Source organism: Gluconobacter sp. Dm-44, from assembly GCF_018256175.1.
In the GTDB taxonomy this organism is placed as follows: Bacteria; Pseudomonadota; Alphaproteobacteria; order Acetobacterales; family Acetobacteraceae; genus Gluconobacter; species Gluconobacter cadivus.
The window spans coordinates 16064-33761 of the sequence record NZ_JAERLZ010000015.1; the positions used below are offsets into that span (position 1 = coordinate 16064).

Here is a 17698-nt window from a genome sequence, read left to right on the forward strand (position 1 = left end):
AAAGCAGATGCGAACAGGCTCAGGTCCAGCCGCCATCCACAACAAATTTCTGCCCCGTGCACATCCGGCTGTCATCGGCGGCCAGAAACAGCGCCAGACTGGCGACATCCTCTGGCTGTATCCGGTCAGAAATACACTGGCTGCGGTCAATCGCCGCTTCCCCTTCGGCATCCAGCCAGAGCGCTTTCTGCTTGTCCGTCATGACCCATCCCGGCACCAGAGCATTGACGCGGATACGGGACGGCCCCAGTTCACGCGCCAGCGCGTTGACCAGTCCATGCACAGCGGCCTTGCAGGTCGCATAGATGGGATATCCTGCGTTCTTCTGCATCCAGCCTGTTGAGCCGAGGCAGATGATTGACCCCCGGCCCTTCTGCACCATGACGGGTGCGACTGTCTGGGCCGCAAAGAACTGCGACTTGATGTTGATATCCGTCAGACGCTGCCACAGGGCTTCGTCCACTTCTTCCAGCATGTGCCGACGGTCGTTCGCAGCATTGGCAACCAAAACATCGACCGTTCCAACACGCTCCTGCGCTTCCGCGAAAGCTGATCTTGACCGCTCAACATTCGTAACATCGCATGGCACAAAAACGGGAGGAAACGGCACACCTGCCAGTTCCGCGGTCAGTGCTTCACCAGCGGTTTCATCAATATCGAAGAAAGCGACCTTTGCGCCCTGCCGGGCAAACGCCCTGACCATGGCCGCTCCGATCCCGGTCGCACCGCCCGTAATCAGGACGGCACGGTCGCGCAGGCTGGGATAGATCGCCAGATTGTCTGTGAATGTCATGGCAGCCGCATCCTGCATCATGATTTTACCACTCTGCCACAGAACCGTCGGCATGGCGCCAGACAGGATTTCTCCAGCGATGTCCTTCAGCAGCTTTGGCCTTCACGTACTCCTCGTTGATTTCAATCCCCAGACCGGGGCCGTCAGGAATGGCGACATGTCCATCCACATACGAGAACACTGAAGGATCGACGATATAATCCAGCAGGTCATTGCTCTTGTTGTAATGAATACCGAGGCTCTGTTCCTGAATGAACGCGTTATAACTGATGGCATCCAGCTGAAGATTGGCCGCCAGAGCGATCGGGCCGAGCGGACAATGCAAAGCGACAGCGACGTCATAAGCCTCTGCCATGGCAGCGATTTTCCGCGTTTCCGTAATGCCCCCGGAATGGGAGGGATCAGGCTGGATGATATCGACGCAGCCCTGTTCCAGAATGCGCTTGAAATCCCAACGCGAAAACAGACGCTCACCTAGCGCAATGGGAATGGAGGTCTGGGCGGCAATTTCCCGCAGAGCCTCGAAATTTTCGCTCAGAACAGGCTCTTCAATGAACATCAGGTCGAACGGTTGAAGTTCCCGCGCCAGAACCTTGGCCATCGGCTTATGCACGCGCCCGTGGAAATCCACACCAATCCCGACATACGGCCCCACTGCCTCGCGGATGGCCGCGACCCGGGCAATTGCTTCATCCACTTTCCTATGGCTGTCGATGAACTGGAGCTCTTCCGTGCCATTCATTTTCACAGCCGTAAAACCGCGATCCACGACTTCTTTAGCCGCGCGTGCGGTGTCAGCCGGACGATCTCCACCAATCCATGAATAGACACGGATGCGGTCACGACACTTTCCGCCCAGAAGCTGCCAGACCGGCACATTGAACGCCCGCCCCTTCAGATCCCAAAGCGCTTGGTCAATACCGGCAATGGCGCTCATATGGATCGCGCCACCCCGATAGAAACCCGCACGATACATGACATTCCAGTGGTCTTCGATCAGGAACGGGTCTTTGCCAATCAGGTAATCGGACAGTTCCTCGACCATGGCCGCCACAGTCGCGGCCCGACCTTCGACGACGGGCTCGCCCCAGCCAAAAATACCTTCATCCGTCTCGATTTTCAGAAACAGCCAGCGCGGCGGAACCATATAGGTCTTGAGTGCCGTAATCTTCATGATGATGTCCTGTCGTGAATTCGGAAATGATGGATTCAGTAGCTGGACGATGCGGGAAGCGCATCGATGAAGGCGCGGGCCTTGGCCGCGATTGTGTCCGCGCTGTCGCCCTTGCGATACAGAGCCGATCCCAGTCCAAATCCGGCCGCGCCGACCCTGAAATATTCCTGCATCGTCTCAGGCCGGATACCACCGACAGGAATAAAGGCCGTACCCGCGGGAAACACGCTTTTCCATGCGGCCAGAACATGAGGGCCAAGCTGTTCGGCAGGAAACATTTTCAGCGCATCAGCCCCGGCAGCCAGAGCCGCAAATCCCTCCGTAGGCGTGCAAACTCCCGGCGTGCAGATCAGGCCATGAGCCTTGGCTTCACGAATAACGGCGACGTCTGCATGTGGCATGACAATCAGTTTGCCATTGTGGCGCGCCACATCCCGCACCGCTTCCGGAGATGTGACGGTCCCGGCGCCAATCAGAGCCCGATCGCCAAATGTCTCCTGAAGCAGGGCAATACTGCGAAAAGGATCAGGCGAGTTGAGCGGGACTTCAATAATGGTGAAGCCCGCATCCACCAGAGCCTGCCCTGCCCCAAGCGCCTCTTCCGGACGAAGCCCGCGAAGGATGGCAATCAGGGGGCAGCGCTTCAAAGCATGAGTGAACATATTCATGCACCTACTCCTGAAAATGGCTGGGATCTGGCTCCATCCGGAACCAGTCCCGCCAGATGAGCAATTTTCATCAGTCCCGCTGGCGCTGTATTCCCGAGAACCTCGGGTTCACGCTGACCCAGCAGACGAAAAGCCCTGAGATACCGCGCGCAGAGAGCGTCATCGCCAACCAGAACGGTTCTGTGCGACGCCCCTCTCTTGAGACGGGGGCCGGAATAGACCTCGTTCCCGATCAGCAGGCCCGACAGATAATCGGGCACGGCAGCAGGCGAGAGCCGCCCGGCCAAAACGCGGCTCCGTGCAGAAAACAGCAGGGATGAAACACTGTCTTCAGACGCCCCGATCCGGACACCGTCTTCGAAAGCCATGATGGATTCAGCATCAGACGGCCTTTCTGGAGCGCTAAACCTTCCGAGGATGCTGTGTGCCTTCAGCACAGCATAGAGTTCGCCCGTCATGAACGTCCGAAACCCGACGATCCGCCCCTGATGGATCTGTGCCCATTTCGAATGGGTGCCGGGAAGAACAATCGTCACTTCCTCAGCCAGATCAGGACGAAGGGCGAGAACACCGAGAATCTGCGTCTCTTCACCGCGCATGACGTCGGGAACTGCCCCATCATCGCGAACACCCGGAATGATCGAAAGCACCCCCTGCCCTGTCTGAACCGGCTTCAGGGACGTCGCCAGTGCATCCGGAGAAACAGGACAGGAAAGATAAGGCGCTTCCGCCCATCCATTCGCACTACCAACCATCCCGCAGGCGATTGCCGGGGGCAGAACGGGAAGGCTCCATAAGTCCAGAAGGCCTTCAAGGATCGCGGCAAATCCGTCTTCCGGCAAATTTAGAATTCCGTGTTTGCTTTGATACTCCTTCAGGATCTGACCGCTCTCCGTCATCAGCCAGCCCCGGAGAGAAGACGTGCCCCAGTCCAACGCAAGGAGGGCCGGAAGTCCGGCAGAAGACCCGCTCATATGATGCCATCCTTCCAGCCAAGATGGTGGGACACCGTCTCGGCAGCTTTTTGCACTACCGGAGCGAGTTCCTCCATCCGTTTCAGGGGAAGATAGGGCGTTGCACTGGCCACACTGATGGCCGCAACAATATCTCCCGTGACATCACGAACAGGGACAGCAACACAGTTGATGCCCAGTTCATTATCTTCAAGGTCAAAGACGCAGCGGTTCGCACGGTAGTGCCGCATCCGATCCAGCCAGCTTTTGAACTGAAGCGGATCAGCGCCGGAAACATCGTACAAATGCCTCCACGATGCCTCATCATCATCCATGATAAGGGCGCGGCCAACTCCCGTGAGGGCCAGAGGCATGCTCTGCCCGACGCGGGAGCGCATTTCCAACCCTCTCTGTCCGTCAACCTTGTCAAGATACAGAACACGCTCTCCCATTCTGATCCCGAGATGGACCGTATCCTGTGTTGCAGCTCCGAGAGATTGAAGAATGGGACGCCCCAGAACCAGAACTGGATGTTCCTGCCGGGCCAAAGCCCCAAGTTCCGCAACTTTTGGACCAAGCTGATAAGCGCCCGAATGATCCTGAGAAAGCCAGTGCATCTGAACGAGCGCTGACGCCAGCCGATGTGTCGTGCTGCGCGTACACCCCAGACGATCAACCAGCGCATTCAGCGTATCGCATCCTTCACCGACAGCGCGTAGCAGGGACAGGCCCCGGCCCAAGGCCTGAGTACCTTCAGGCCACTCTGACGCTCCGTCAGGAGACATATCCACTCTGCTGCTGTTGCTATCGGATCTGGTCATACTTTCGCATATACATCCCATAATATGGGATTGAAACCACATATCGGACGATTTGAAACATTTTTATGTGATATTAGATGATTGTGTAACGACACTACGTCCCAAGTGATATCTTGCCACCTTGTCCGCACGGCAAGGCCTCGGACACGAAACGCTCAATAAGAAGGCAGACATTGCGCGCCAGAGGGGGTTTTTTTCCATGACTGGCCATCCCGATTTCCGAAAACGTCTTTCCCAAATCCAGTGGAATTCGAACAATTTCAGACGGCGCGCTGTAAGTGGCATTGGCAGGAACAATCGCAACGCCCAGCCCTGCCAGAGATGCCAGATGAATGGCTGTTGTGAACTCATGAAAATATTTGATTTCAAGCGGGACCAGACCATTCTGATAAAAACTGCTGAGCAAAGCGTCATGAAAACCCGGCGCATTTTCGCGCTCCAACATCAGAAGCGTTTCCGAACTCAGGTCGGACGCAATCAACGAGGCACGCTTTGCCAAGGGATGGTGAGAGGGCAAAACAGCAAAAAACTGTTCTTTCCCAATGGAGCAAATATCAACCTCCAGATGCTGAAGAGGCAGACGTACAAATCCGATATCCAGTCGATGCTCTGCAATCGCCTCAACCTGACGGACCGAATTCATTTCCATCAGATCAAACTGGATAAAGGGGTACCGCTCCGCAAAATGTCGGAAAAGCGTTCCACCAAACATGGGAATAATGGAGGAGACAAAGCCAAGACGGATACTTCCAACAGTCCCGGCAGAAATATGTTTGGTTGATTTCTGTGCTTCATCAAGGATCGAGAGAATACGCCGGGCCTCTGTCAAAAAATTCTGCCCGGCGAGAGTCATAAAAACGTGATTTCGTGACCGATCTACAAGCTGGACACCGATTTCTTCTTCCAGATGTTTGATATGACCACTCAAAGCGGGCTGGACAATGTTCAGCCTTGCCGCTGCACGGCCAAAATGCAGCGTTTCGCCGAGTGTCGAGAATGAACGGAGATGTTTGAGTTCCATGATATGAGTTCCTGATCATGCCCTGTGATCAGTTTCATCGTGAAATAGAATTGGAAGTTTGCCTCGGAACCGGAAAGAACTTCGTGATCACCCGCTCGGTGGAGCAGGAAAACGTGTGACGAGGTCTCTCATGCCCATTGATCTTTCCAGAACACGTCCGTCCGGTCGCTGGTTGCGCATCATGCCGATCGTGTTCGTAACCTACAGCCTTGCTTACCTTGATCGCACAAATTACGGTTTCGGGGCGGCAGCAGGCCTTAACGAGGCTTTGCAGATTTCGCCCAATCGTGCGGCCTGGCTCGCATCGCTTTTCTTTCTGGGATATTTTTCATTTCAGGTTCCCGCTGCGGCTTATGCGCGCCGGCATAGCCCAACAAGAATGATCTTTTTCTGTATTCTGGGTTGGGGCATTCTGGCGTCTCTGACCGGATTGATCAATAATTTCTGGTTATTGGCTCTGGATCGCTTTCTTCTGGGTAGTATGGAAAGCCTGATCATTCCCGCAATGCTGATTCTGCTTACGGAATGGTTCACCCGCAGTGAACGCTCTCGTGCGAACACTTATCTTATTCTTGGCAACCCGGTGACCGTCCTGTGGATGTCCGCGATCACCGGATATCTCATTTCGCAATATGGGTGGAGGAACGTCTTCATCATTGAAGGAATTCCTTCCGTTCTCTGGGCATTTGTCTGGATCCTGACGATGTCTGACCATCCAGCACAGGCAAAATGGCTGACAGTTGAAGAGCGCGAAGCTCTTGCGCAACAACTCGCCATTGAACAGCGCGAAATTCCGGAGCGTCACGCAAGCATATGGTCAGTCCTCACAGACGGACGTGTGCTTAACTTGAGCGCTCAACTTCTTTTATGGAGCGTGACTGCTTATGGTTTCATCATGTGGTTGCCCGATATTATCCATAGTGGTGGCTCAAGCATGGGAAATACCGGACTGCTGGCAGCCGGACCCTATGCAGCCTCCGTAGTTCTGATGATCGTCGTCTCGTATATTTCAGACCACTATCAGATCCGCAAAAATATTGTCTGGCCGCTTCTGGTTGTTTCGGCGCTGTGCTTCTTCGGCAGCTATTGGCTGGCCGAATACAGTTTCACCCTCGCCTATCTCTGCATGGTTCTTGGATGCGCCACGATGCAGGCGCCACTTGGGCCGTTTTTTGCCATCGCCCCGGATATTCTCCCCCGTGAAGCCGCCGGGATTGCGATGGGCGTCATCAACAGCGCAGGTGCGTTGGGCGGCTTTCTCGGTTCCTGGATCATTGGATACATTCAGGCGCGAACCCATAGCGTCAGCCTCAGCTTCGCTTTCATGTCGGCATTCATTCTGGCGGCAGCCATTCTGATGGCTTTTTTCAAAAGCCATCCTACCCAGAAAAATCAACGGTCTCCCGAGCTCTCCGGAGCGCATCCGGGTGTTTCCGCTACCTGAATCTGATTATTTCGTCCTCTTTGTAAGGAAAAGACAATGCTGCTCAAACGCTCACAGATTAATTCGAGCATCGATCTGGCAATCGATACCTTTCGCAAACATGGCATCAGCCTCCCTGACTTTGCCTACTGGTCTGCAAAGGACTGGGCCACGAAGGGCCATGAAGCGAATGAGATCCGTGACTGCATGCTGGGATGGGATGTAACGGATTTTGGACAGGGTGACTTTACCCGGATCGGCCGTACCCTGTTCACTCTTAGAAATGGTTCGCTTCGCCGTCCGGGTTACACGAAGAGTTATGCTGAAAAACTGATCCTCGACCCAGAAGGACAACGCTCGCCCGCACATTTTCATCGTACGAAAATGGAAGACATCATCAATCGTGCAGGCGGCGTTATTTTAGTGCAGCTCACAAAAGCAGGCGCAGACAACAAGCTTGCGCAGGAAAGTTTCCCCATCCATGTTGACGGTATTGTCCGTCAGCTCAATCCGGGTGACCTCGTCCGGCTCGAGCCGGGACAGAGCGTCTGTATTCCTCCCCGCACAATCCATCAGTTCTGGGGCGAAGATGGAAGTGGTCTCACGGTCAGCGGTGAGGTTTCGTCTCTCTGTGACGACCATGAAGACAACTTCTTTCTTGAGCCCTCGGCGCGTTTTCCAGAAATAGATGAAGACGAGGAACGGCGTTACTTTCTCTGCAACGAATATCCTGACATTTCCTGAAATATATCACAGGAGAAACGAAGATTTCTTTTCTCCTGTTCTTCAAGATTGACGATGCAGCGTTTGGCCTAACGCCTGTACTCAGGCGGAAATGGTATCAAGATCGTCTTTCAGCGCGTGTGTGTCCAACATTCCTTGCCGACCGATAAAGACAAGCCGGGTATCTGGATCAGACAGAGCTTTCTCGGGCGCTAATCCAATGGTAATTCGCGCTCCTGTCATCTGCAAAAGCAACGCACGCTGCGGAGCTGTAGCGAGATACAGGATCCCTTTCGCCCGAAGCAAAACCGCAGCATGGCGGTCAATTACAGTGCGGAAGCCTGTCAGGTTCACCGGAGAGTTCCGCCGCCATGCAAGACTGATGAAGTCGTCATTCACGTCATCCTCAGCCCGGAAAAAAGACTTTTCCGTTTTCCCTTCGAGAAGACGAAAAAGAGCCTCATGGGTTAGGAGACTGTTAGCACAAGACAGAACGGGTACCCCGCCATGAAGCGCCTGAAGTTTTGCTTCTGCTTCCTGAATAGCATCCTTCCCAAGGTTGTCCGTATGGGACAGGACGGTCATGTCCGAAGAAAGGATCTGCTCTTTCCACAAAAAATCTCTTGTGATCCCGCTTTGCGTAATCACATCAAGTGCATTGACGACACAGATCACGCCTTCCAGAGCCGCATACTGCCACAAAATAGGATCTGCCAGCGCCCTGCGCATTTCCTGAAGCTTCGAAACCCCACTGCATTCGATAAAAATCGCCTCAGGCACGGGACTGCGAGACAGAAGCATCTTCAGCGTGGAGAACAGATCCGACTGCAAAGAGCAGCAGATGCAGCCGTTCTTCAGCGTCAGAACATCGCTGTCCCGCCGCTCCACCAGTAATCCGTCAATATCAATCGCCCCAAAATCATTGACCAGAATGGCCAGACGACGACGTTTCTGCGTTTTGAGCAGCCGATTGAGCAGAGTGGTTTTCCCCGCACCCAGAAAACCGCCGACCACATATACCGGGACTGCCGCAGCCTGTTCCAGACCAGAGCCCTGCCTCATAGTACCCCGACATGATTACGAACCGGCTGCCCCGGAAAAGCGTCCCGGTTGAGTTCGCCCTCCGAAATCACGCTCTGACCATTGACCAGCAGATGATGTACGCCTTCCGAAGGGCGATTCATGGCTGCGAAATCTGCACGATCCGTTATCGTCCTGAGGTCAAAAACGACAATATCGGCATCACATCCTTCCTGTAAACGCCCCTTCCGCGCCATTTGCGGGCAGACCGTTTCCAGAATCCGTGCTGGCCCTAGCGAACAGCGACGCATGGCCTCACAGAGTGAAACCTTGTGGCGCTCCCGCAGATACTCTCGCAAAAAGCGGGAAAAAGTCCCTGACGAACGGGGATGAGACACGGCCTCCTGCGGAAGAGGCCAGCTTTTACCCTCGTAAACGGAGCCATCCGGGAGCGTCCAGGGCATGGCATCGGATGCGATCACGCCTCCCGGATAGAGAACGGATACATCCAGCAGGTCCTGCGCCGACGAGTCGCTTTGCACGTCAAGAAAGTGCCAGAGCACAAGCGTATCGGGCCGCTCCCGCTGTACGTCCAGAATTTCCTGCCGACTTTTAAACCGATGGCCGTCATCAACTTTCTGGATTGATGTATATGCACTGCCGGTTCGCTCCCTGAACGCGACCTCTCCAAACAGGGGCGATCCTATGACGGTAGAGCCTGTTCCATAAGGATAGGCCTCAACCGTAATGTTCAGTCCCTGCTTCTGTGCAGTGGAAACAAGCTCGGCCGCTCGGCGGATATCCAGCAGACTCGTGCTGTTAAAGTGACAGATATGCATATGCGCACCTGTCGCGCCCGCATATCCGATCAGACGGGTATAGGCCTCGATGGAACTGCGCGGGTCAATGTTCGAAGAATAGGCGATGTGGGTATAGGTCGGAGCCTCATGCCGCTTTGCGAGCGAACACAACTCCACAAGCTCTTTTGCACCGCCTCCGGGCACATAGGCATGCGGGATCCCGATGCCCAGACCGCCTTCCTCCAGTCCCTGTTCGACGAGCGACAGAATAGTCCTCAGTTCCGCAACGCTCGCCGTATTCTCGCTCCATCGGGGGTCGTCATAACATTTCCCCATGAACGAAAGAGACGGTTCTACTGGCCGACCGATCATTGCGCTGATCCGCGCGAAGGCCCACGCAACCGAGGCGCCATAATTCAGAACCCGGCCACGCTCCTGCTGGCGGGCATACCAGTCAGAAACCGGCAGAATACCGACCTCCAGCTCCAGAGAGGTCGTCACTCCGTCAAACGCCTGCATGCGATCGGACGCAATACATTGCCCGTGGGCGTGAAGATCGATGAAGCCAGGGGCCACCACGAGCTCTGTCGCATCGATTTCACGCTTAGCTATGCCGGAAACAGCACCAACATGGTGAATAACGCCGTCCCGCACCGCTACATCCCCGATCTGCTCCAGACCTGTTTCAGGATCAACCAGCAGACCGTTACGGATCACGAGATCGAACAAATACTCAACCTCTCACACGATCCGGCCCCTCTCAGTGAGACAGGTCCGGAATTATGACCAGAAGATCTTCCAGAGCGGGCGCAATGCTGGCCACCGGTGTACGTTCATTCAGACCATGCATGAAGGAATCCGAGTTCTTGATGAAAATCGGGCTGATCCCGTAGCTTGGCACACCGTGAGAGCGGAACCACATGCTATCACTCGCGCCGGACGACAGCGCCGGGAAGACAGCTACTCCCGGGTAGGCAACCTGCATCCCGTGCTCAATAGCCTTGACCACATCCGGACGCATGGGAGAGGCAGCAGTCTGGACCGATCCCTCCGTTGCATCCTCAATCTTCATGGACGGGTCCTGCGCGGCCTTGCGCAGTTCTTCCATAATGGCAGCGCGCGGATGGCCCGGGAAAATCCGGCAGTTGATATTCGCCGTCACTTTCTGTGGCAACGCATTGAGCGCATGACCGCCATCGATCATGGTCACAACGCAGGTCGTCCCGATCCGGCCGATGTAAGATGGATCCGAAGAAAGGGTAAGGATGGCCTTTTCATCCGCAGGATTTTTCGCAAAAGCTTTCATGGCCGCGGCCATTTCAGGCTTCTGCCAGCGGGCGGCATTCTGGAAATAGCTGCGGCTCAGCTCGTTCACCTCTGGCTTGAAACGATGTTGCTGAATGCGCAGAAGGTCTGCCGCAAGTTCATCAATCGCATTCACCGGTCGCGGTTCAGAAGAATGCCCCCCCGGATTGGTCACAGTCAGGCGGAAATCTGCATAATTCTTTTCCGCTCCTTCCCAGGTGAAATAATCCGGCTTGCCCGTTTTCTCGTTGAGTGTCCCGTTTGCGCCATCCATGTTCAGAACCAGCTCGGCATTGGAGAGCTTGTCCGCAATGATGGCGCCCGTCGCCATCGTCGTTTCCTCATCCCCGGAAAACTCAAGGATGATATCCCGTTGCGGCTTGTAACCTTCGCGTTTGAGTTCCAGAAGCGCAGCAATGGCCAGCGTGTCATCCAGCTTCATGTCCGTTGAGCCCCGGCCCAGAAGATAGCCGTTTTCAATCTGTGGCTTGAACGGATCATGCGTCCAGTCCGAGGCCTTGGCTTCGACGACATCCATATGTCCCGAAATCACCAGCGGCTTGAGGGACGGGTCCTGACCCGGCCATCGGGCGATCAGATAGGCCGTATCCTTGTAAGGGGTGATGGTAATGTCCGACGGCGCAAAGCCGCCCTTGATCAGCGCATCACGGAACAATGCGGCCACGTCCGGCGTCTGGTTGCCCGGCCCTGCCACTGAGCGCAAAGCAATGGATTTTTCAGCCAGATCCAGAGCCTGATCGGCTGCGGCCTGATGGATGGCGGTATGATTTTCAGGTGCACCCACCGCCTGCTCGAGCGTCAGATCGCCAGCCAGCAGCAGGAAGCCGCTTTTCAGCACGGCCTTGCCAATCCGCTTCCGGGAAAGCTGCGTCCGTTTGATTACGTTCATGCTCTACTCCTGTTGATTGCCTGAAAATTCAAAGTCGAAACCACAATCCGGCGACATTTTAAAATCGCGCCAGACACATCATTTCGTGGGAAATTTTTTATCTTTTGCATCGCTTCTGGATGCAATTACGTCCACTTCGACAAGCCAGTGAGGATTACTCAGATGCGGAACTTCAATGACGGTCCGTGCAGGAAAAGCGCTTCGGAACCGGGCCCGATAGGCCTGCATCATGCCGTCGAAATCCATATGTCCCAGCCGTGGATCAGCGACCAGATAGACATGCATCTGCACGATATCCTGAAGCGTCATCCCGTAATGTTTCAGCGCCGCCGAGATCTGATCCAATGCGCTTTGCATCTGCTCGGCGGTTGTGGTGCCGGATATCCTGTCCGCCGCAGGACCCAACCCTGAAACATAAACCGTTGCTGATCCGGCCGGGACCTGAACAGCCGTCGAAATCGGAAAATCATCTTTCGGATCAGAATAACGCTGAACGGACTGCGCAGACGCGCCCTGTCCGCATGCAGTGACCCCGGCAACAAGCAGACCGAACTGACCCCATCGGTGCCAGCCGCCTCGTGACATATCAGCAGGAAGACGTACGGGAGACATCACCGACGCTGCTCCTTCGAGACACGAATGCATAAAACAGAGTGGTCACAATCAGACTGACCAGCCAGGAAACATCCACCTTGTGAACATAAGGAACCAAAAACCCAGTAAAGAATTCATTCTTGAGAAAAGGGATTTCAACCAGAACACCCAGAACATAACTTCCAACAGCGGCCCAGTTCACATAACCATAGATGCCGCCGTCTTTCTGAAAGAACGACTCAACATCATAATCGCCATGACGCAAAATATAGTAATCATACAGATTGATCGCAGTCCACGGCACCATGACGGCCATGAGTATATCCAGAAAAGCGGCATAGGACTTCATGAAGCTGTCCGCCATTCCCAGTGCGAAGAAAAGAGACAATCCAAGCAGCGCGCATGTCAGTATCACCCGGCTTTTTAATGCGGCGCGCCATTCGGGCAGAAAAGTCTGAATGATCGTGATACTCGACAGCGCCCCGCAATAGACACTCATCGCATTGGCCAGAGCGATCGATACGGACAGCACGACCAGAACCGGAGCTCCCCACGTTCCCGCCAGATGCCCCAAGGACTGCACAACGCTCTCCCCGGGCCACTGCAGAACCAGAAAGGCCCCCAGAACCATCGGCAAAATCGTCCCCAGGACTGTGCCCCCATAACTCGCCCAGAATGTGTTCCTGACGGACAGGCTATCCTCAGGCAGATACCGTGAAGAGTCTGAAACATAAGGCGCATAGGCGATCTGCCAGAGCGCCGAGATCGAAAACATGCCGAAGAAGCCAGCGATCGAGCCGTGCATTTCCGTCAGAAGTGTGACCGGCATATGCCAGAACCCCACGATCAGACAGTACATGACCGCAATTCCGGACAGCCACGTCACGACCTTCGAACAGGCATGGATGGCACCATATCCCAAAATACACGGGACAAGACTGATAAACGCCAGCAGAAGAACTGCGGGAATGCGCCCGAGCAGAGGGAGTGCGTCGTCCAGCGCTTCGCCGCCAACGACACAGTTCGAGGCCGCAAAGCCGATATACATCAGCACGACCAGAACGATAATGGGCACTGCCCCCCAGACACCAAACTGCCCCCGGCTCTGCACCATCTGCGGCACACCGAGCACCGGCCCCTGCGCGGCATGAAGCGCCATGAAAACCGCGCCAACCAGATTACCCGCTATAACCGCCACAATCGCCCAGATCAGGGACAGATCGAAAATCTTTGGCCCTAACGCCCCTGTCACGATGGTCAGGAGCGTCATGTTCGTACTGAACCAGACCGTAAACAGGTCGCGGACACGTCCATGCCGGTGTTCCGTCGGAATCCGGTAGATCGTATGGACTTCGACGGACGGGTTGAACTCAGCCTTGCGACCCTGTGTTATCATCAGAATTCAGCCTTGAGCGTGCCATAATACTGGCGCGGCGCGCCAACGAGAAACGACTGATAATCACCAGACATCGGAATGCCCGTCTCTCCCATCGTAGAAATATATTTCGTATTCGTCAGGTTATAGACGTTGAACTCGAACGTCAGGTTCTGCACAAAATTCAGGCTTTTGGAATATTTTCCAAGATTGCCGAAGCGATACCGGGCACCCAGCGTTTCGATCCAGTAAGAAGGAATTTTCATATCCCCTGTATAGCTATAATTGCGCGTACCGAGGAACTGGGTATCGAGATGTGCGGAAAAATTCTGCCACTCGTAAGCCAGGCTGGCTTTATACATGAAGCGCGGATAGGCAACGATCTGCTGGCCTTTGATGTGATAGGTCGTTCCGGTTTCCGTAACGTTATTGTCATAGGTCGCATGATTGTAACTGATACTGTTATACAGCGAGAGTCCCTTGACGGGCATCACTGTGAGCCCGGCATCCACACCGTTCATGGTCACGCCGCCGACGTTTGCAACCGTGGAAACGGGATTGACGATCGAACCCGACGTCACCTGCTGCAAACGATTGTGAAAATTCGTTCTATAGGCATATACCGACGCCAGTGCATATTTGTGCGTGAAGCGATACCCGACGGCAAAATTCCAGTCGGTTTCAGGCTTCAGTCCCCCATGCTGCAACAGCTGGTTATAGGCAGACTGCGAGACGGAAAAGGGCGACGCTCCTTCCTTGAACGCCTGAACAGGATAGGATTTTACGTTTTCGGCAATATCGAAAAACAGCTCGTGATGCTTCAGGAAATGCCAGTCCCCGCTGAAATGCGGCAGGAACGCCCGGGCGGTCGTGATGCTGCCACCGGCAATCTGTCCAACGCCCGTATAACTCTCGTCATTGGCGTATTGTCCGCCTCTCACGGTCTGCAGAAGTGACTTGAAACCAAAATGCAGGGAAAGATTGGGAAGGACATGGTAAGTGTCCTGCACAAAAGCCGTAAAGCTGTTCGAATTAAAGTTCTGTCCCCATAGCGTAGCGTATGGATCAGGAAGTTCTCCCACCGAATTAACAGGTTTGGCCTTTCCGGATTCCACATCCGAAAGCAATGGCTCCTCGTAAGCGAAACGCCCGACATCAGTATGAAAGTTTTCGTACCAGACGCCGCCACTGATATCATTATGTGCGATTTCATAATGAAGCGCAGAGGTAAAACCAAAACGCTGAGAGTGGGTTACGGTCGCCTGATCAATCAGCGGCGCGCCATTCGGGGAAGAAACATACGGGTTCGCCCATGTTCCACGCAAATACTGACCATGCCCGTATACGACACTTTCCCACCTCAGACGATCTGTCAGAGCCAGATTGGCCTTCAGGCCCCCAAGATAATCACGTTCGACCAGTGCGCCATCGTAATAGGAGGCGTCCCACGGATCGGACATCTTTGAATAACCTGGCGGCAACGCCCCTCCCGGTAGACCATTTGCCGAAAGCGCGGACAAATACGCTTTCCTGTAAGCATTGGGGGTTCCGTAGAAATTATCGATCCTGTATCCGCCGTTCTTCAGCATATCGAAGGACATATCCTGATACAGGTAACTCTGCGTCAGGTTATAATCGAAGAAAGACGAAATACTGCTCCGCTCACCAATAGGTTGAACGAATTTTGCATTAACCTGCTGTCCAAACTGATCGCCGCCGCCTTTCCATTTGTCCTGCGCGTTCCGCATGTAAGAGACGTAAAATCGCGTTCCGCTCTTGTTCAGATCGCCGCTATCCATTCTCAGGAACGTATGAAAACCGTTATTTGAACCAAATGTCTGGGACGCAAGGCCACCCGCTTTGCGCTTGGGATCGGAGGAAATATATTCGACAGAACCACCCAGATTACTTGTGCTGGCGACGGATTCAGCCCCGGCCCCCATGGAAACATCCAGACGTCCAACATTCTCAGCCGAAATAGCGTTGACGGCATTGAGACCATTAAACGTATGGAACTCCTGATCGCCCAGCGGGATGCCATCCAGCGTCATGCCGATCTGATTTTGCAGAAAACCGTGCATATAAAACTGGGTAGACCAGGTATCCACACCTTGCGGATCGTCAGACTGGAACATTATACCCGGCTGACGTGCCAGAATCTTGAGTGGGTTGGTGCCAGGCACAGCATCTGCCAATGCTGCCGCTGATACCGTTGTAACGGCACCACGAGGAACATGCCGGGCCGTCACCTGCATATTCTCGCTTTCCAGTGCCTCGCGCGCAGTGACGCGACGGGCCCGTACCGTCTTCGGGCGAGCGGGAACCGTCTGCGGTGTCTTGCCTGCATTATGATGGGTCGCAGTATGGGCCTGCGTCTTGGAAACGGCCGCCTGAGCTGAACAACAGGAAAATGCAGTCGTCGCGAGCACCCAGACAAGAAATGAAGATGCTCCCTTTCGTGCCTTGTCCGACTGGAGCCTCACTCCTGAAACGGGAAAACAACAGGTTTCATGGTCCGGTAATGGAATGTTATTTTTAGACATCATCTTCCCGTACTTTCCCAAAGCAGTCGTTGAGGAGACACGATCAGCCGCTGACAGGCCACAAAGAGAACTGAGAGGCATGTCGCCTTTTCAGATTAGACCATGTCATTCCAAAAAAGGGTTGTCTATGTCTATTCTGGTATCGAACCGATTTTTTACTCCCCATACTGTAGCCGACACCATTCAGACAACTTAGACCACCCTCTGAAAAATCCAGTTAAATCGCATTAAATCAATATTTTAATCCTCACATTCCTATTCAGAAGCAGCGCTCCCTCCCCCCTCTGAAAAAGCTATACAAAAGATCAGAAAAACAGCCTTATGATCCTTTCCAGCTCTGGATATCCCAAAGAATCTATGGTTGTCTTTACAAGATAGACAATACCCCCTTTCTTCCCGTGGAGCTATCGCATGACTGCCGCTTCTGACTGCCAGACATCTTCCCTCTGCCTGGCCCGGACTGAAGTCCGTCACCTCCCAGTCTATAATGCCGGCCTATCGGAAGAGGCCGTCAGGGCAAAATACGGGATTTCCCGGATTACCAAGCTGGGGAGCAACGAAAACCCTTATGGGCCGTCACCTGCTGCTCTGGGCCACTGGGCCGAAATTGCATCCAGCCTGTTCCGCTATCCGGATGCTTCCGCGGAGGGACTGCGGGAAGAGCTGTCACGACAGACCGGAATCGACACAAACCGGATTGTTATCGGAAACGGATCCGAACAGATTATCCGTATGATCTGCGAAGCCTTCCTGTCCCCCGCAGATCGCCTCGTCACGGTTCTGCCCTCCTTCGGGTTGCATCTGATCTGGCCGCAGATGATGGGAGCCCGGGCAGAGGCGATCCCAATGACGCCAGAGGCCCGTTTCGATCTTCCTGCCCTGCATCAGGCCGTGACATCTGCTCCCCTCAAAGTCCTGATGTTCTCAAACCCTTCCAATCCCGTCGGCTGCATGATGACAGGCGACGCCATGCAGGCACTGATCGACGCCTGCCCGGCGGACACGCTGATTGTCATTGATGAAGCGTACTGGGAATATGCGCGCTCCAGCCAGGATTATGCTGATAGTCTGTCCATTCTCGAAAAACAGTCCCGCCCATGGATAGTTCTGAGAACCTTCTCGAAGGCTTACGGTCTGGCCGGGCTGCGCGTTGGTTACGCGCTGACGTCTGATCCCGGACTTACGGCCGTCATGACGCGGGTCCGCGATCCGTTCAACAGCAATAGCGCAGCGCTGGAAATGGCCCGGTTGAGCCTGCTCGATCAGGACCACATGCTCAGGACGGTGGATTCAACCCTCACCGAAGGTCGTGCCCTGAAATCGGCTCTGGAAAAGCGCGGCTATTTCGTCGCACAGTCCTTCGCTAACTTCCTGTTCTTCGACGCACGCGAATCTGCTTCAGATCTGGCAGGACGTCTTCTCGAACACGGGATTATCGTCAAACCCTGGAAGGAAACAGGCTACGAGAACTGGATCCGGGTCAGCATTGCGCGTTCCGAAGACAGTCATGCCTTCCTGCAGGCCTTCGACCATGTCCGCAAACCCTTACATTCTTCTGCAGCCTGAAAAGGAAAG

Annotated in this window: 15 protein-coding genes; 3 read left to right on the forward strand and 12 right to left on the reverse strand. The window is 54.5% G+C overall.

The features are described 5' to 3' along the window. Positions 1-19: 19 nt before the first annotated feature. The 6 genes from JK213_RS13640 to JK213_RS13665 form a co-directional block, all read right to left on the reverse strand. The gene (locus tag JK213_RS13640) at positions 20-793 is read right to left on the reverse strand and encodes an SDR family NAD(P)-dependent oxidoreductase (RefSeq protein WP_211571746.1); all 774 of its coding nucleotides are present in this window, start codon (positions 791-793) and stop codon (positions 20-22) included. 25 nt (positions 794-818) lie between these two features. After that, positions 819-1967: a galactonate dehydratase gene (gene dgoD / locus JK213_RS13645; protein WP_194263219.1), complete on the reverse strand. Its 1149-nt coding sequence runs from the start codon at positions 1965-1967 to the stop codon at positions 819-821. A 35-nt stretch (positions 1968-2002) separates the two neighbouring features. Continuing rightward, entirely contained in the window at positions 2003-2635 is a 633-nt protein-coding gene (locus JK213_RS13650; protein WP_211571747.1) for a 2-dehydro-3-deoxy-6-phosphogalactonate aldolase, read from the reverse strand. Beyond that, on the reverse strand, positions 2632-3609 hold the full coding sequence (locus tag JK213_RS13655) for a 2-dehydro-3-deoxygalactonokinase (protein WP_194263218.1): 978 nt from the start codon (positions 3607-3609) through the stop codon (positions 2632-2634). The genes JK213_RS13650 and JK213_RS13655 overlap by 4 nt, the downstream gene beginning before the upstream one ends. Continuing rightward, on the reverse strand, positions 3606-4373 hold the full coding sequence (locus JK213_RS13660) for an IclR family transcriptional regulator (protein WP_211571748.1): 768 nt from the start codon (positions 4371-4373) through the stop codon (positions 3606-3608). Before JK213_RS13660 ends, JK213_RS13655 begins: the two co-directional genes overlap by 4 nt. 130 nt (positions 4374-4503) lie before the next feature. Then, the gene (locus JK213_RS13665) at positions 4504-5430 is read right to left on the reverse strand and encodes a LysR family transcriptional regulator (RefSeq protein ID WP_194263216.1); all 927 of its coding nucleotides are present in this window, start codon (positions 5428-5430) and stop codon (positions 4504-4506) included. A 115-nt stretch (positions 5431-5545) separates the two neighbouring features. Here JK213_RS13665 and JK213_RS13670 point away from each other — a divergent pair, with 115 nt between their 5' ends. Further along, positions 5546-6874 (forward strand): MFS transporter, encoded by a 1329-nt coding sequence (locus tag JK213_RS13670; RefSeq protein ID WP_211571750.1) that lies wholly within the window; start codon positions 5546-5548, stop codon positions 6872-6874. A gap of 36 nt (positions 6875-6910) precedes the next feature. Continuing rightward, positions 6911-7597: a D-lyxose/D-mannose family sugar isomerase gene (locus JK213_RS13675; RefSeq protein WP_194263215.1), complete on the forward strand. Its 687-nt coding sequence runs from the start codon at positions 6911-6913 to the stop codon at positions 7595-7597. Positions 7598-7678: 81 nt separating this feature from the next. On the opposite strand, the gene JK213_RS13680 is transcribed toward JK213_RS13675, so the two are convergent. The 6 genes from JK213_RS13680 to JK213_RS13705 all read right to left on the reverse strand — a co-directional run bounded on the left by JK213_RS13680 (position 7679) and on the right by JK213_RS13705 (position 16009). Further along, the gene (locus JK213_RS13680) at positions 7679-8638 is read right to left on the reverse strand and encodes a GTP-binding protein (protein WP_194263214.1); all 960 of its coding nucleotides are present in this window, start codon (positions 8636-8638) and stop codon (positions 7679-7681) included. Next, positions 8635-10125, reverse strand: coding sequence for an amidohydrolase family protein (locus JK213_RS13685; protein WP_194263213.1), 1491 nt, complete (start codon positions 10123-10125; stop codon positions 8635-8637). Before JK213_RS13685 ends, JK213_RS13680 begins: the two co-directional genes overlap by 4 nt. Before the next feature lie 31 nt (positions 10126-10156). After that, positions 10157-11611, reverse strand: coding sequence for a M20/M25/M40 family metallo-hydrolase (locus JK213_RS13690; RefSeq protein ID WP_194263212.1), 1455 nt, complete (start codon positions 11609-11611; stop codon positions 10157-10159). A gap of 78 nt (positions 11612-11689) precedes the next feature. Next, positions 11690-12223 (reverse strand): Rid family hydrolase, encoded by a 534-nt coding sequence (locus JK213_RS13695; protein ID WP_194263233.1) that lies wholly within the window; start codon positions 12221-12223, stop codon positions 11690-11692. Further along, positions 12198-13601 carry a cytosine permease gene (locus JK213_RS13700; RefSeq protein WP_194263211.1) on the reverse strand — a complete coding sequence of 468 codons (1404 nt, stop codon included), beginning with the start codon at positions 13599-13601 and terminating at the stop codon, positions 12198-12200. Before JK213_RS13700 ends, JK213_RS13695 begins: the two co-directional genes overlap by 26 nt. Next, entirely contained in the window at positions 13601-16009 is a 2409-nt protein-coding gene (locus JK213_RS13705; protein WP_322783062.1) for a TonB-dependent receptor domain-containing protein, read from the reverse strand. The genes JK213_RS13700 and JK213_RS13705 overlap by 1 nt, the downstream gene beginning before the upstream one ends. Before the next feature lie 525 nt (positions 16010-16534). Between JK213_RS13705 and JK213_RS13710 the strand changes: the two genes are divergently transcribed. Continuing rightward, positions 16535-17689, forward strand: coding sequence for a histidinol-phosphate transaminase (locus tag JK213_RS13710; RefSeq protein WP_194263209.1), 1155 nt, complete (start codon positions 16535-16537; stop codon positions 17687-17689). Positions 17690-17698 lie beyond the last annotated feature (9 nt).